Raw genomic sequence first — 14,980 nt, 5'->3', positions numbered from 1 at the left:
ACGTGACTCCTGAGAGCCCCCGGTTGCTCGGACTGGTCGTTCGCCGACCATCCCTTGTTCGCTAATCCCTTGCTCGTTCATCTCTTGAGCTTGCATTTCCCGACACCTGAACCGCTGCTCCAACCGCGTTCCCGACCGCCGTTCGTCCGGCTACTCGGACAGCATGTCGGCGATATCGGCCGGCTGGGTCACCTCGCCTGTCTCATTACCCCAGGCGTTGCGTTCGTAGGTGATGACGGCGGCGATCTCCACCGGATTCAGGGTGGTGCGGAAGGCCGGCATGGCGGTACTCGAGACACCATTGACGACGGTATCCAGATGGCGCTCCGGCTCGTCCAGCAGTGCCTGGTTGCCCGCCAGCGCCGGGAAGGCAGGCGGCAGGCCACTACCATCGGCCTGGTGACAGGAGGCGCAGATGGAGCCGTAGACCTGCTCGCCACGCTCCATCAGTTCGTCCATGGCCCACTCGCGATCCACCCCCTGGGCCTCCTGGGCAGCAGCGGCCTTGCGCTCGGCCAACCAGGTATCGAACTGCTCCTGCTCGACCGCCTCGACCACCACTGGCATGAAACCGTGATCCTTGCCGCAGAGTTCCGCGCACTGGCCGCGATAGATGCCGGGCTCGTTGATGCGCACCCAGTTTTCGTTGACGAAGCCTGGCACCGCGTCCTGCTTGACCGCCAGTTCGGGCACCCACCATGAGTGGATGACGTCGTCGGCGGTCAGCAGCAGGCGTACCTTCTTGCCCACCGGCAGCACCAGTGGTTCATCGACTTCGAGTAGATAGTTTTCCCCCTTCTCGCTCTCGCCGGAGATCTGCTCGCGGGGGGTCGCAAGGTTGGAGGTAAAGTCGACATCCTCACCCAGGTAGCTGTAGTGCCAGCGCCATTGCTGGCCGGTCACCATCACATCCAGGTCGGCGTCGGAGGCGTCGTACATCTTCTTGAGCGTGGCGGTAGCCGGCACTGCCATGCCGACCAGAATGAGCAACGGCAGGGCCGTCCAGATCACCTCGACGGTGGTGTGCTCATGGAACTTGGCGGCCTTTGCGCCCTGGGAGTGACGATAGCGGAACAGCGAGTAGAACATGGCGCCGAAGACTACCACGCCAATGATCACGCAGATCCAGAAGATCGTCATGTGCAGCGAATACACCTCACGACTGACGTCCGTCACCCCGACCGGCATGTTCCAGTCGGACGCCTGGAGGTGCCCTCCGAGTCCTGCGAACAGCGTTCCCGCAGTCATCCACACATGCCGCATGCGCATCGATGCCTCCTGGAGCTCGTTGTTATCTTGTTCGCTCGCCAATGGCTCGAGTATAGAAGAGCCTGGTCACTGCCCCGCGTGTAGCGGGCCGAGCCGTCAACGCAAGACGCCACCCTGCCAACGGGTCACTCAACCCGCCGCCAGGGTGGCGATCACGATCAGAATCACGACAAACAGCACCCCCATGAGGATGCCTACGACGATAAAGCTGGACGCCTTGCCGGTGGTGAAGTCTTCCTGACGCCGGGACTCGCGTTGCACGCCGAAAAACGCGGCGAGTACCGACTTGATGGTCTTCCACATCTTGACCTCCGGCCCAATCCCTTCGCTTGACCATAGTTCAGCCGGAGACAATTTGCGTTGCGCATTAGACGAAGGTCAGAGTCCGAATATCGCCACAATCAGCGGCAGCAAAAAGGCGGTGATCAAGCCCGTCAGACCCATGGCAAGACCAGAGAAGGCGCCGGCCATGGCCCCCAGCTTGGCGAACGCCTGGGCCGTACCAAAGCCGTGGGCGGAGAGTCCCATGGTAAAGCCCTGGATCACCGGGTCCTTGATGCCGAGTAGACGAAAGATGAACGGCCCCAGCGCACAGCCGATGGAGCCGGTAATCAACACAAGCCCCGCCGCCAGCGACGGAATACCGCCTATCTTCTCCGCCACCCCCATGGCGATGGGCGACGTTACCGAGCGCGGCGCCAACGACAGCACGGTTTCTGGCGCCGCCCCGAACAACAGGGCAATACCAAGGGTCGAGGCCACCGCGGTCACGATACCCGCGCCACAAGCTACCAACAGCGGCAGCAGTAGCTGACGCACCCGCTCGCGATGGTCATACAGCGGGATGGCCAGCGCCACCGTGGCTGGCCCCAGCAAAAAGTGGATGAACTGGGCGCCCTCGAAGTAGGTGGCGTAGTCGATCCCGGTGACCAGCAGGAAGGAGATGATCAGGGCAATACTCAGGGTCACCGCGTGAAGCAGCGGCGTGCCGCCCAGCCACTTGTTGATGCGCACCGCCAGGGCGAACGCCAACAGCGTGACCAGCAGCGACAACAGCGGATTGCCGGACAGATAGACCCACAGCTCATCGAGTTCGGCCACATCCATTACTGACCTCCCCGGCGAGCAGCCAGCCTTGCCATGACCCAGGCGGTGACCGCCAGGGTCAAGGCCGTGGACAGCACCAGCGTCGCCGCAATGGCGAGCCAGTCATCGGCGATCAGGCGGCCATGCACCATCAACCCGACACCCGCAGGCACAAACAGAAGCGTCAGGTAACGCAGCAGACCTTCCCCTGTCGTACGCAGGCTCTTCGGCACCTTGCCGCGAATCGACAGCCCGATCAGCAGGATCACCATTCCGATCACCGGCCCGGGTATCGGTAACGTCAGCCCCCGCGCGATCAACTCACCAGCGAACTGACACGCCAGCAGTAGACTCATTCCCAGAATCAGCGGCATTCCCTGGTCCTCCTCGTGTCCCATTGCCTACCAATAGTGTGTCAGAGCACGGACAAAGTGGGCAGCGCTGACGCCCGGGACTGGTCAATTTCCAACCAATTGAAATAAAAGCGCAAAAGGGGCTTTTCATTTTGAAATGAACGCGCTAGTATACGCCTCGTCTTCGGGGGACAGGCCAGACGGTCACACAACCCATAGGCCAAGTCGGAGCGTGGCGCAGCTTGGTAGCGCGTTGCAATGGGGTTGCAAAGGTCGCAGGTTCGAATCCTGTCGCTCCGACCACTGAATTCAAGAATGACGGTCACCTTGCTCATCAGAGCGGTGGCCGTTTTTCGTCGTTTTCGCCCCCCCTTCTCATCGCATCGAGTTCACACGTGGGCACCGCCTGAACTGACCCCACTCCTCTTTTTACTCCGCTATCGACAGCACTATCTCCTGCACTATCCACTCGGCCCACTTGCTACTTTCACCCTTCTCGCTTTTTCCTCCTCGTGGCGCCGTTACATCGCGCTGTCTGGAGCCGATGCCCCTGCGGGACCGAGGGTGCTACCGCGACCTGCGCTCAGTGCCTCTATACCGCCAGCCGCCGCATCGAACCCTCACCGTAAAGTGCTGGCGATCGGATATTACCAATGCTATATATTAGCCTGATCTTATTCGACAAATGGTTGAATTCTCTGGCGTTCCATACCCGACATCTGCCGGCCAACGGATACAAGGCAGCAGACGGGGTAGACCTGCTCGTCTCGAGCAGCCGCCAGGGCGAGCAGGAATGGCCGGCAGGAAATCGACGCACAGCAGTGGCTGCGTCTCACGACACCAATCAGGAACTGACATGAACTACCGACTGATGTTTCAGCTTACGGACTCCCTGAACACCAAGTCCCTAGAGCCACTGTTGCTGAAACCCACGCCACTGGAAATGCCGGAGCACCAGATCGACTCCTTGCAGGAAGTTCCAGCTACCGATGATCTGATCGAGCTTCCCTTCACGGCGGAGGAAGGCGAAAAAACCAGCCTGGTCTTTGTGCAGGGCAGGGTTGTCTCCACCAAGAAGACCTTCACCATCTCTGATGGTGGTGAAAGCGCCAGGTGCCTAGTGACCTGCTTCATCGAACCCAATCGCGTGGTGCAACAGGGCACAGGCGAGCTGATTCTCGAACCCACCATCAACAACATCGAAGAGATGCTCTGATCTGCGATGCAGCAGGCCGTCGGCAGCGCCTGCAGGATTACACGTGCGCCGACGGCCTTTCTTCGACGCCCTGAAGGCGCGCAGCCAGGCGAGTCACCATCTCGTTGTAGTCCCTGCGAAGATCACCGGCACAACGTCGCCGACATCACCGGCAGGAAGATGTCGTCAGTGGTGCTCCGGCTGTTCCTGCAACACCAACCACGACCACCAGAGGACGCTTATGCGCAACAAGACCACCGCGGTCGTCCAGTGGATACGGCGTGAGGCTGGGCCGCTGCTGGTTGCCAGCATCTTCCCGCTGCTGCTGATCGTCTACTTTTTCAAGGAAGGTTTCTCGATCAAGGTGCTGGCGCTGTTTCTCGCCCTTCCGCTGGTGGTCTATCTGTCGCTGAGTGTCGCTATCTGGCTGTGGTTCGTGGTCAGAAATCGGGACTCTCGATAAGGACTCCGGGATCGCTGCCGCTCAGCGCGGGCAGGAGGTACTGATCTGCAAGAACGGGAAGCCGGTTGCACGCATTGAAGCCTTGAAAGATCGAGGATTTGGCCTGAATGAGCTCTATGGACTGACCAAGGGTCGTATCGAGGCGGAGGCTGGCTGGGATGCTCCGCTGGAAGAGGACGTCATCGAAACGTTGTTTGATGGAAATCATCCATGAAGCGCTACCTGCTCACTATCGATCTTTAGCTCTGGCCGACTGAACGGTTGCCCGCCGATGGCCTGATAAAGCGCTACGACCCGGCTCGCCGCTATATCGCCCCGGTCGATGAACTGTTGCCATCTCGGTAGTGCTCGGCAAAGCGCCGCCTGGCCGAGTCCGACACTTGCTCGCCCCCATCGAAACGCCGCTTCATCACAGACGAGGCCTACCTTGCGATGTTGGCCTATAGATGACGCCCGTCTACGACCAGACACTGTGGTCATCCGGTGATGGTGATCCCCGCCGCCGCATCCATTAGGCTATGCCGAGACGTCCCGACGATGCCTTGGCGTGTGCTGCTCAAGCTAGCGCCGCCACCGCCTCGGGCTGCCACGCCTTCACGCAGTACAGAGAACTCGCCATGACCGATACCACCGCCGCCTCGGGCTTGATCGTCCTGCAGGGCAACCGTATGGAGGATCTGCGTGATCTGACCCTGAAGTGGCTGGGACGACGCCCGCTGCATCCGCTGGCGCGCACCCTTTTTCTGGTGCAAAGCAACGGTATCGCCCAGTGGCTCAAGACCTCGATCGCCGAGCGCCAGGGCGAACCGGGCTACGGCGTCTGTCTCGGCACCGACGTTGCCCTGCCCGCGCGCTTTCAGTGGCAGGCCTACCGCGCGGTGATCGAGGCGGTGGAAGGCTCGGGGCAGGTGCCGACCACCTCTCCCTGGGACAAGAGTCGCCTGCGCTGGCACCTGATGAAGCTGCTGCCCGAAGCCCTGGACGACCCGCTGTTCGAGCCGCTGGCACGTTACCTGCGCGAAGACGATGAGCAGCGCAAGCGTTACCAGCTGGCCGAGCGCCTGGCTGACCTGTTCGATCAGTACCAGGTCTATCGCGCCGACTGGCTCACCGCCTGGGAGGCCGGGGACGATGTGCTCACCCTGCCCGGTAACCGTGTCACAGAGGTCCCCGATGACCAGCGCTGGCAGCCGGCACTGTGGCGCAGGATCAGCGACGCCCTGCCTGCCGACCAGCGCCACAGTCACCGCGGCGCCGTGCACCAGCGCTTCAAGCGGGCCGCCGAGCAGCTGACCCGCGAGGTCGAACAGGGCGAGACGGCCTGCCCCCCGGAAATACCGCCGCGTATCGTGGTGTTCGGCATTTCGTCGCTGCCCCAGCAGACCCTGGAGGTGCTGGCCGCCCTGTCCAGCATCAGCGAGGTGGTGCTGTGTCTGCTCAACCCCTGCCAGTTCTACTGGGGCGAGATCATCGAGACCCAGGAGGTCCTGCGCCGCCACGTGCGCCAGCGCCGTCGCCAGGGCATGCCGGCGGAGCTTCACCACTCGCTCGAACAGCTGCATCTGCACGCCCATCCGCTGCTGGCGGCATGGGGCAAGCAGGGCCGCGACTACCTGCAGCTGCTCAGCGAACACGACCACACCGACGTGGAGGCGTTGAGCGCCCTGCTCGACGACTCGGTGGATCTGTTCCTGGCGCCGCCCACCGACACCCTGCTGGGCCAGCTGCAGGACGACATCCTCAACCTGCGCCCGCTGGCGGAGACCCAGGCCGAGTGGCCAGCGCTTGATCCCGAGCAGGACCACTCGATCCGTTTTCACATCTGCCACAGCCCTCAGCGTGAACTGGAGGTCCTGCACGACCAGCTGCTCGAGGCCTTCGCCGAGGATGCGACTCTCGAACCCAGGGACGTGATGGTGATGGTGCCGGACATCAACGACTACGCGCCCTATATCGACGCGGTATTCGGCCAGTTCGCCCCGGGCGAGAAGCGCCACTTGCCCTACCACGTGGCCGACCAGCAGGAACGCCATCGCGAACCCATGCTGGTGGCACTGGAGACCCTGCTGTCGCTGCCGCGTCTGCGCTTTCGCGCCAGCGAGATCCTCGACCTGCTGGACATCCCGGCCATCCGCACGCGCTTTGGCCTTGGCGAGGGGGACCTATCCACCCTGCAACGCTGGATTCGCGAGGCCAACGTACGCTGGGGCCTCGATGCCTCCCAGCGAGCCGAACTCGGTCTGCCGGAACACGACGAGCTGCACACCTGGCGCTTCGGCCTGGAGCGCATGCTGATGGGCTACGCCGTGGGCGAGGCCAGCGACGACGGCGAGGACTGGGGCGACGTCGTGCCCTACGACGAAGTCGCCGGCCTCGACGCCACCCTCGTGGGACCGCTGTACCGGCTGATCATGACCCTCGACGAGGTCCGTCAGAGCCTGCTCGAACCCAAGACCGCCAGCCAATGGGACCAGGTTCTGGGAACCATGCTGGAGCGCACCCTGGCCCCCGGCTCCAGTGCCGAAGAGGCCTTGCTCGGGCGCATCCAGGGGGCGCTCGAGACCTGGCACGAGGAGGTCGATTCGGCCGAGGTCGGCATCCGCCTGCCGCTGGCGGTGGTGCGTGAAAGCTGGCTGTCGCGCATCGACCAGCCCCAGCTGTCCCAGAGCTTCATGATGGGCCGCATCACCTTCGCCACCCTGATGCCCATGCGCGCAATCCCCTTCCGCCACGTCGTGCTGCTGGGCATGAGCGACGGCGCCTACCCGCGCCGCGCCGAGGCCATGGACTTCGACCTGATGGCCATGCGCGGACACTATCGCGCCGGCGACCGCTCCCGGCGTGACGACGACCGCTACCTGTTCCTCGAGGCACTGCTGTCAGCGCGGGACCGACTGACCATCAGCTGGTGCGGACGCAGCCCCCAGGACAACGGCGAGAAGCCGCCCAGCGTGCTGGTCGGGCAGCTGCGCGATCACCTCGGCAAGGGCTGGCGCCTTCCCGACCAACCGCCCCACGATGAGCGCTCGCTGGCCGAAGAGCAGCAGATGACTGAGGCCCTGCTCACCGCCCTGACCACCGAGCACCCGCTGCAGCCCTTCGGCGCCGGCTATTTCCTGGCGGGCTCGCCGCTTTATACCTATGCAGACGAGTGGCAAACCCTGCACCAGCGTGATTCACGTCACCCGGACCCGATGGCGGCCACCTCAGCCGATGAGGCGCTGCCGCCCTGGCGCCCCGAAGGCGCCATCGGCCTGTCGCAGCTTTCTGGCCTGCTGCGCGATCCCGTCGGCGCCCTGTTCCAGCAGCGCCTGTCCACCAGCATGCGCGACGAACAGACGCTGAGCGACGATGACGAACCCTTCGCCTTCGCCGGCCTTGCCAGATGGCAGCAGCGCGAGGCCCTGGTGCAGCCGCTTGGCCAGCGTCTGGCCCACGACCGCGCCTGCGACCCGGCTCTGTTGATCGAACGCCAGGTCCAGCGCCAGCAACGCGCCGGCCACTACCCGCCGCCACCGGTAGGCCCGGTGATCCGCCGCCAGTTGCTGGAGCGAATCCCCGACGCCCTCGACCACTACCGTGAACTGCTAGAGCGCTATCCACACTCGCTGGAGCGGGCACCGCAGCTTCGCCACAACAGTCGCCTTCCCTTGCCCGACTCGAGTGAGACCCTGGTACTGGAGGACGCCCTGTCCCACCTGCACGCGACCGACTCTGCCCCCTCCTCCGGGGCCAGCGACGAGGGCGACGCGGGTGCGGATGAGGTCGCCCGCATCGTGCTGTTGACCAGCCAGATCCACCAGGGCGAGCATTTTCACTGGAGCCAGATTCTGCGTCACTGGCCGGCGCACCTGGCGCTGCAGTGCCTCTACCCAAACTCGCCGAGCCATCTGGTATCACCCAGCGGCGTGCTGGAGATCCCCGGCATGCCCCGCGAACAGGCCGCAAGACGCCTGGATGCGCTGATGCGGCGCTGGCTCACCGCCATGCAGGGCGCCACGCCCTGCCACCCCGACATCGCCTTCGCCCTGCTCGAGGAATATCCCGTGGCAGAGGATGCAGCCTGGCCACCGGCAGACGCCCAGTCATCAGCCACGTTGCGCAAGGCCTGGGAGCAGGCCTGGGAAAAACTGCCGGAGCGAAGCCCGCTGCTGCTGCGCGAGTTTCCAAGCCTGGATGAGTTGATCGGCGCCGAGGGCTTTGACGAGGCCTGTCGTGAGCTCTACGCCGACCTGCATGGCTGGATCAGCACGGCGCGCAGCGCTCGCAAGGGCTCTGACAAGGGCTCTGACAAGTCATCGGGCAAAAGTAACGCCACCACCGGGAAGGAATCCGCATGAGCCTGCCGTCCGACCTTTTTTCCACCGACGACCAGCCGCCTTCCCCGGACAACGCCGGCCAGACACCGCTGCCATTGGCGCTGCCGCTGCAGGGCAGCCAGCTGATCGAGGCCAGCGCCGGCACCGGCAAGACCTTCACCATCGCGCTGCTCTACGTGCGTCTGGTGCTGGGCCACGGCCAGCCGAACAACCCGGCCAGCAGACGCGACAATGGCTTCAGCCAGCCGCTGGTGCCGCCGGATATCCTGGTGGTGACCTTTACCGAGGCCGCAAGCCAGGAGCTGCGCGATCGTATCCGGGCGCGCCTGGTCCAGGCCGCCGAGGCCTTTCGCGCCGGTGACAGGGACGACGGCTCGACCACGGCCGCGGACGACGGCCTCGCCGAACGCGACCCGCTGCTGGCCGCGCTGCGCGACGACTTCGAGCGCGACGCCTGGCCCGCCTGCGCCCGACGACTGATGCTTGCCGCCGAATGGATGGACGACGCCGCCATCTCGACCATCCATAGCTGGTGTCAGCGAATGCTCAAGGAGCACGCCTTCGACAGCGGCAAGCTGTTTCGCCAGGAGGTGGTCAAGGATCTCGGCGAGATGACCCAGGAGGCGGTTACCGACTACTGGCGCACCCGCGTCTACCCCCTCGACGAGCCCCTGGCCGCGTCCATGGTCGAGCTGTTCGGCTCGCCCCAGGGGCTTAACAAGGCGCTGCGCAATCTGCTGAGCCGCGAGGATGCCAGCCTGGTCTTCTGCGGCGAGCCATTGGCCGCTGGTGATTTCGGTGCCCATCTCGCCCAGTTCAGCGACGCCCGAGGGAGCGCCGACAGGCTGGAAGACGCCGCCCGCCGCGCCTACCTGGATGACAAGGAGGCAGTGCACGACTGCCTGCGCGCGCTGCGCCCGGCGATGCACGGCGGCAGCTTTCGCGGCAAGGATGACGACGACACCTTCGACGGCTGGCTGGAACAGCTCGGCGACTGGGCAAACGGCAAGCGACCCCTTGCCGAGGCAAGCTTCGTGCAGAAGCTCGCGCGCTCCAAGCTGCGGGTCAAGAAGGGTACCGAGGTGCCCGAGCTTGGGCTGTTCGAGGCCCTGGAGGCGTGTCGTCACAACGACGAGCAGGTCGAGACCCTGCAGCGCGAGCTCTACCCCCAGGTGCTGGCGGATGCCCGCGACTGGGTCAGCCGGCGGCTGTCCGAGCAGCTCGAGGCCAACGCCCAGATGGGCTTCAACGACATGATCACCGGACTTGCCGGCGCCCTGGACGGCGACGGCGGCGAGACCCTGGCGCGGCGCATTCGCCAGCAGTTCCCGGTGGCCATGATCGACGAGTTCCAGGACACCGATCCGGCCCAGTACCGCATCTTCGAGCGGGTCTATCGTATCGGCGATGCGCCCACCGCTGAGCCAGACGCCCAGCACGAACTGGATGGGCCAGGCGCTCCTGAGCATGACGCCACGGCGCTGATCCTGATCGGCGATCCCAAGCAGGCGATCTACGGCTTTCGCGGCGGCGACATCTACACCTACCTGGGCGCCCGTCACGCCACCCGCGGGCACCACCACAGCCTGGACACCAACTTCCGCTCGAGCGAGGCCGCCGTGGCGGCGGTCAACCGGCTGTTCGCATTCGCCGAGCAGCGCCACCCCCGCGCCGCCTTCCGCTTCGCCGCCGACGACCACAATCCGCTGCCATTTCAATCCGTCGGCGCCAACGGTCGCAAGGAAACCCTGTGCCTGGATGGCAAACCCGCCGCCGCGCTGACCGGCTGGCTGATCGCCGACGGCAACAAGGACAACGGCTGTCTCAACAAGGAAGGCTACCTGCACGAGGCCTCCCGCCACTGCGCCGACCGCATTGCCGACTGGCTCAATCAGGCCAGTCCTGGCGAGGGCACTCCAAGCGCCGGTTTCGCCACCTCAACGAACGCCGGTGACGGCAAGCTCACACCGCTGAAGGCCGGCGATATCGCCATCCTGGTGCGCGATCGCAGCGAGGCCAGCGCCATCCGCAACGCCTTGAGCGAGCGCGGCCTGGCCAGCGTTTACCTGTCGGATCGTGACAGCGTCTTCGCCACCGCCGAGGCCCGCGACCTGCATCACTGGCTCAAGGCCATGGCCAACCCGGAGTCGGTGTCGACCCTGCGCACGGCCCTGGCCACCGCCACCCTGGGCCTGGGGCTGGCCGAGCTCGACCGGCTGCAACGCGACGAGACCGCCTGGGAGCGGGTACAGGAGCGTTTTCTCGGCTACCGCCTGCGCTGGCAGCGTCGGGGCGTATTACCGGCGCTGCGCCAGTTGCTGCACGACTACCGGATCCCCGAGCGACTGCTCGGCGCCCACCAGGGCCAGCGTCGCCTGACCAACCTGCTGCATCTGGCCGAATGGGCCCAGCAGGCCAGCGACACCCTGGACGGCGACCACGCCCTGATTCGCGTGCTCGCCGAACACCTCGACGACCCTGGCCACGACGAGCAGATCCTGCGCCTGGAAAGCGACGCTGACCTGATCCAGGTGGTGACCATCTTCAAGTCCAAGGGACTCGAGTATCCGCTGGTGTGCCTGCCATTTCTGTGCACCTACAAGGAGATCAGCGGCCAGTCCGGCACGCCCCTGTACCACGTCGACGACCGGCCGCTGCTCGAACTGGCGGCCAAGAAGGAGATGGCCAAAGAGGGCTTTGAGCTTGCCGACGACGAACGACTATCCGAGGAGGTACGGCTTCTGTACGTCGCCTTGACCCGAGCGCGTCACGCCACCTTCGTTGGCCTTGCCCCCCTCAAGCTCGGCAACGCCAGGAGCGCCACCCTGCACAAGTCAGCGCTGGGCTATCTGCTGGCCGGCGGCGAGGCGATCCCTGACCTGACAAACCTGCGCGAGCGCTGGGAGACCATGAGCGGTGGCTTCGACGCCATCGCCCTGGACGCCATCGACGCCAGCGGTGATAGCCCCCAGATCCAGTACCACCCGGTCACCACCGAGCTCGCCACCAAGGGCGCACGCACGCCTAGCCACCGGCCCTTTGCCCCCTGGTGGATCGCGAGTTACTCATCGCTGGCCCAGAAGGGAGCCACCGCGCCCGAGACACCCGAGGCCGAAGTGCTCGAGGAAGAGCATCTGGACGCCCGCCTGGTGCCCGCGGCGCGGGAAGCCGGCGCCCCCCAGCCCGGCACCCTGCACGCTTTCCCGCGGGGCCCAGGCCCTGGCACCTTCCTGCACGGCGTGCTGGAAGCGCTGGCCGAGCACGGCTTCAACAGCGCGCTTGACGATGCGGGCCTGCTCGCCCGCCTGGCCCAACGCTGCCGCCGCCGCGGCTGGGAAGCACACACCCAGGCGCTGACCGATGGCATCCGTCACTGGCTGAACACGCCGTTGACCTCGACCACACAAGAGCGCCCCGACGGCGAGGATGCCTACGATGGTCCGGTGCTGGCGCGCCTTGAGCGCTACCGCGCCGAGCCCGACTTCTGGTTCGCCACCCATGACGCCATCACCCCGGCCATGGACAAGCTCACCCGCCAGTATCTGTATCCCGGAGAGCCCAGGCCCCAACTGGGCTATCAGCGCCTCAACGGCCTGCTCAAGGGCTTTATCGACCTCCTGGCCGAGCATCAGGGGCGCTTCTATATCATCGACTGGAAGTCCAACTGGCTGGGCCCCGACGATGACGCCTACCATCAGGACGCCATGCGCGCCGCCATGCTCGACAAGCGCTACGACATGCAGCTCGCGCTCTACCTGGTGGCACTGCATCGCCACCTGCGCCAGAGCCTGCCGGACTACGACTATGACCGCCACGTTGGAGGGGCCATGCTGGTCTTTCTGCGCGGTATTACCGCGCCCTCGCGCGGCGTCGCCGCGATCAAGCCGCCCCGAGCCTTTATCGAGGCACTCGACGATATCCTGGCGGGACAGGCGGGCCACGCCGCGAGAGCAACCCACGAAAGCGCCACCGGCCATGACAATGACACCAGCGGGGAGGCAATGGCATGAGCGAGGCTAACCCTGAGGTACACCGCGAGGGGAACGGCGAGACACCGGGCGATTCAGCCTCGACCGCCCTGCCGTCCTCGCCCTTTGCCACCCCGGAGCAGGCACTGGCCGACCCCGAGGCGCTGCTGTCGCTGCTGTTTGCCTGGGCCGAGTACGGCTGGATCCGTGATCTCGACGCGGCGCTGCCCCACCGCCTGGCGAGCCTCGCGCCGGACGGCGACGCCAGCTGCCTGCTGGCGGCCATGCTGGTCAGCCACCAGGCCGGCCAGGGGCATCTGCTGCTGGACCTGAATCAGGCCCGCCGCCAGCCCGAGACACTGATCGCCGTCGCTCGCGACGTGGCACGTGACGACGCCGCCCCGCCCCCGCCGGAGGCCCTGCTCGGCCGTCTCGGCGACGACTGGGTAAACCGGCTTCAGCGCTGGTCGGCGGTGGCGCAAGGCCCAGGCGCCAGCCCCCTGGTACTGGAGGCAGAGCGCCTCTATCTACGCCGCTACTGGCGCAACGAACAGCGGGTCGCCAGCGCCATTGCCGCGCGGCTGTCGACGCCCGGCACTTCAACCAAGGATCATCCAACCGCCGACGGTGACGCCGCCCGCCTGCGTCCGGTGCTGGATACGCTGTTTCCCCCGTCCGATCCGCGTGCCGACCAGGCCGCCTCCCAGAAGCTCGCCTGTGCGCTGGGCGCACGCGCGCCCTTCGCGGTGATCACCGGCGGCCCAGGCACCGGCAAGACCACCACCGTCATCCGCCTGCTGGCGCTGTTGCAGACCCAGGCCATCGCTGAGCGGGGCGCCCCCCTGGCGATACGCCTGGCCGCCCCCACCGGCAAGGCGGCGGCGAGACTCAGCGAATCCATTCGCGACCAGATCGCCGCCCTCGACGAACTGCCGCTGCCGGACGCCGCCCAGGTGCGCGCCTCGATTCCCCACGAGGTCTCGACCCTGCACCGGCTGCTCGGCGCCCGACCCGATACCCGTCACTTCCATCATCATCGCCTCAACCCCCTGCCGCTGGACATGGTGGCGGTGGACGAGGCGTCGATGGTCGACATCGACATGATGGCGGCACTGCTCGACGCCCTGCCACTCCATGCACGCCTGGTGCTGCTCGGCGACAAGGACCAGCTCGCCTCGGTGGAGGCCGGGGCGGTCCTCGGCAACCTGTGCGCCCGGGCCGAACAGGGTCACTATCGCAACGATGTCAGCGACTGGCTCGAAGCGGCTACCGGGCTGTCGTTGCCTGAAGCACTGCACGACGGCGACGGCCGTGCGCTGGATCAATCCGTCGCCATGCTGCGCCACTCCTTTCGCTTCGATGACGCCAGCGGTATCGGCCAGCTCGCCCGCGCCATCAACGCCGGCGACAGCCGGCGGGCGCTCGCGGTGCTGGACGACACCGCCTTTCCCCAGGCGCAGCGCCAGGCCCTGCCCCGCGCCAACGAGCGGCGCCTGATGACCCTGGCGCTGGATGGCCGAGGCCAGGACGCGGCCTGGGGCTATCGCTTCTATCTGGGTGCCATCAGCCCGCGTCCCGACACCCCGGAAGCTGGCGCACTCGAGCAAAGCGGCCTGCTGCGGCCACGCCCGTCGCTGTCATCCGAGCGAGCCGAGTGGGACCGCTGGGCCTCTGCCATCCTCGAGGCCCACGCCCAGTTCCAGTTGCTGACGCCGCTGCGCGCCGGCCACTACGGCGTCGAATCGCTCAATCAGCGCATCGAGCAGGCGCTGGCGCGGGCCGGACTGATCGACAAGCCGGATCACAGCACCCACTGGTACGAAGGCCGCCCGGTGCTGGTCACTGGCAACGACTACGCGCTCAAGCTGATGAACGGAGACATCGGCATTGCCCTCAAGGTGCCGGTGGATTTCGCCAACCCCGAGGCCGGTACCACCCTGCGCGTGGCCTTTCCTGTCGGTGACGGCCAGGGCGGCATCCGCTGGGTGCTGCCCAGCCGGCTGCAGCGGGTCGAGACGGTATTCGCGATGACGGTGCACAAGTCCCAGGGCTCGGAGTTCGTCCATACCGCCCTGGTGATGCCGGACACCCTGTCGCCGATCCTGACCCGCGAACTGGTCTACACCGCCGTCACCCGCGCCAAGAAGACCTTCACTCTACTCAGCGCAAGCGACGTGGTGCTGGCCAAGGCCATCGAACGACGGATTGCGCGTCAGAGTCGGCTGTTTCAGTCGCCCGAAACATAGGCCCTGCAAAATCGCCCGGCATATTGTTCCGGTTCAGTAGCCCGGCGCATTTATCCGGTTCAGCAGCCCGGAGATGCTGCC

Annotated in this window: 9 protein-coding genes and 1 tRNA gene; 6 read left to right on the top strand and 4 right to left on the bottom strand. The window is 65.7% G+C overall.

The window, feature by feature from the left end:
• Positions 1 to 150 precede the first annotated feature (150 nt).
• The 4 genes from coxB to NFH98_RS09285 form a co-directional block, all read right to left on the bottom strand.
• Positions 151 to 1,269, bottom strand: a complete 1,119-nt coding sequence (gene coxB / locus NFH98_RS09300; RefSeq protein ID WP_502878739.1) for a cytochrome c oxidase subunit II — start codon at positions 1,267 to 1,269, stop codon at positions 151 to 153.
• 129 nt (positions 1,270 to 1,398) lie between these two features.
• Entirely contained in the window at positions 1,399 to 1,572 is a 174-nt protein-coding gene (locus tag NFH98_RS09295; protein ID WP_083970217.1) for a DUF2970 domain-containing protein, read from the bottom strand.
• Between the two features lie 75 nt (positions 1,573 to 1,647).
• Complete coding sequence (locus NFH98_RS09290; RefSeq protein WP_045991506.1) at positions 1,648 to 2,376, bottom strand: LrgB family protein; 729 nt, start codon at positions 2,374 to 2,376, stop codon at positions 1,648 to 1,650.
• Positions 2,376 to 2,729 (bottom strand): CidA/LrgA family protein, encoded by a 354-nt coding sequence (locus NFH98_RS09285; protein WP_045991507.1) that lies wholly within the window; start codon positions 2,727 to 2,729, stop codon positions 2,376 to 2,378. The genes NFH98_RS09290 and NFH98_RS09285 overlap by 1 nt, the downstream gene beginning before the upstream one ends.
• A gap of 205 nt (positions 2,730 to 2,934) precedes the next feature.
• On the opposite strand from NFH98_RS09285, the gene NFH98_RS09280 reads away from it, so the two are divergent.
• The 6 genes from NFH98_RS09280 to recD all read left to right on the top strand — a co-directional run bounded on the left by NFH98_RS09280 (position 2,935) and on the right by recD (position 14,899).
• A tRNA-Pro gene (locus tag NFH98_RS09280) sits at positions 2,935 to 3,011 on the top strand.
• Positions 3,012 to 3,564: 553 nt separating this feature from the next.
• Positions 3,565 to 3,924, top strand: coding sequence for a hypothetical protein (locus NFH98_RS09275; protein WP_108133728.1), 360 nt, complete (start codon positions 3,565 to 3,567; stop codon positions 3,922 to 3,924).
• 220 nt (positions 3,925 to 4,144) lie between these two features.
• A complete protein-coding gene (locus tag NFH98_RS09270) occupies positions 4,145 to 4,366 on the top strand; it encodes a hypothetical protein (protein ID WP_124804712.1) in 222 nt (73 codons plus the stop codon).
• 617 nt (positions 4,367 to 4,983) lie between these two features.
• Entirely contained in the window at positions 4,984 to 8,706 is a 3,723-nt protein-coding gene (gene recC / locus NFH98_RS09265) for an exodeoxyribonuclease V subunit gamma (RefSeq protein WP_185696453.1), read from the top strand.
• On the top strand, positions 8,703 to 12,695 hold the full coding sequence (gene recB / locus NFH98_RS09260; protein WP_124804710.1) for an exodeoxyribonuclease V subunit beta: 3,993 nt from the start codon (positions 8,703 to 8,705) through the stop codon (positions 12,693 to 12,695). Before recC ends, recB begins: the two co-directional genes overlap by 4 nt.
• A complete protein-coding gene (gene recD, locus NFH98_RS09255) occupies positions 12,692 to 14,899 on the top strand; it encodes an exodeoxyribonuclease V subunit alpha (RefSeq protein ID WP_349622591.1) in 2,208 nt (735 codons plus the stop codon). The genes recB and recD overlap by 4 nt, the downstream gene beginning before the upstream one ends.
• The last annotated feature ends 81 nt before the right edge of the window (positions 14,900 to 14,980 follow it).

It is taken from the genome of Halomonas sp. H33-56, assembly GCF_040147035.1.
GTDB lineage: Bacteria > Pseudomonadota > Gammaproteobacteria > Pseudomonadales > Halomonadaceae > Halomonas > Halomonas litopenaei.
Note: the sequence above shows the minus strand (reverse complement) of the source record. Positions and strands in the feature narration are given on the sequence as shown.

Coding starts and splice junctions, on each gene's coding strand:
- NFH98_RS09285 (WP_045991507.1), bottom strand. CDS start 2,729: ATGCCGCTGATTCTGGGAATGAGTCTACTGCTGGCGTGTCAGTTCGCT.
- coxB (WP_502878739.1), bottom strand. CDS start 1,269: ATGCGCATGCGGCATGTGTGGATGACTGCGGGAACGCTGTTCGCAGGA.
- NFH98_RS09290 (WP_045991506.1), bottom strand. CDS start 2,376: ATGGATGTGGCCGAACTCGATGAGCTGTGGGTCTATCTGTCCGGCAAT.
- NFH98_RS09275 (WP_108133728.1), top strand. CDS start 3,565: ATGAACTACCGACTGATGTTTCAGCTTACGGACTCCCTGAACACCAAG.
- NFH98_RS09295 (WP_083970217.1), bottom strand. CDS start 1,572: ATGTGGAAGACCATCAAGTCGGTACTCGCCGCGTTTTTCGGCGTGCAA.
- recB (WP_124804710.1), top strand. CDS start 8,703: ATGAGCCTGCCGTCCGACCTTTTTTCCACCGACGACCAGCCGCCTTCC.
- recC (WP_185696453.1), top strand. CDS start 4,984: ATGACCGATACCACCGCCGCCTCGGGCTTGATCGTCCTGCAGGGCAAC.
- recD (WP_349622591.1), top strand. CDS start 12,692: ATGAGCGAGGCTAACCCTGAGGTACACCGCGAGGGGAACGGCGAGACA.
- NFH98_RS09270 (WP_124804712.1), top strand. CDS start 4,145: ATGCGCAACAAGACCACCGCGGTCGTCCAGTGGATACGGCGTGAGGCT.